This window comes from Sphingobium sp. (genome assembly GCF_033795625.1).
Taxonomy (GTDB): Bacteria; Pseudomonadota; Alphaproteobacteria; order Sphingomonadales; family Sphingomonadaceae; genus Sphingobium.
Map to the genome: position 1 here is coordinate 1 of NZ_JARYGI010000126.1, position 687 is coordinate 687.

The 687-nt window shown below is 60.3% G+C and carries 1 protein-coding gene; it reads left to right on the top strand.

Annotated features, from left to right (window positions below; translation table 11 throughout):
* Positions 1 to 242: 242 nt before the first annotated feature.
* Positions 243 to 674, top strand: a complete 432-nt coding sequence (locus QHC67_RS18960) for a hypothetical protein (RefSeq protein WP_319296722.1) — start codon at positions 243 to 245, stop codon at positions 672 to 674.
* The last annotated feature ends 13 nt before the right edge of the window (positions 675 to 687 follow it).

The following is a 687-nucleotide window of genomic DNA, read 5'->3' on the forward strand; positions in this document are numbered from 1 at the left end:
ACTTGAAATCCGTCATCGCTCCATCCGTTCAATCTCCGCCAAGCATGCTCAAGCTTCACGATTTTTGCAACAGAGCCGTCGGAAGCGCACCGCCTATGGGGTGAGCTGGTCGCGCAGACGCGGCGTAACGCCTCTAAGTTTCCCGGCCCCGGTTGGGCATCGGTGATCGACAAACTTGAAGAGGCGGGAGGCGAGTACGAAGCTGAGGTCGCGCGCCGACTGCAACCCAATCCACCTACGGAATGAGCCGCTATCGCAGCCAGGTCCGCGAGGTCATTAACCGCAACACGGTCGTGAGCCTCGCGCTGGATCAGGGCTTCAATGCCTTCCTGCCCGTCTATGACGGCGGGGTTGATTTTATCCTTTACCGCGAGAGCGACGGCCTTGTTCGCAAGGTGCAGCTCAAAGGCCGCTGGACGATTGACCGCAAGTACCTTGACCGTGACATATGGGTGGCGTTCCCGATCGCCGGTGATTGGTATGTCATGCCGCACGACGTGATGGTGGCCCTTGCCGAAGCGGATGGTGTGACCAAGACCGCTTCATGGATGGATGGGGGTGCTTACTCAAAGCCGCGCCCGTCGAAAGCGACGATCGCCGCGTGCGCGCCCTATCGCTGTACCTCGATCGAGGCGGTTGTGGCCGAGGCAGCCGACGAGGCAGAATCGACATGAACCAGCTCAGCTT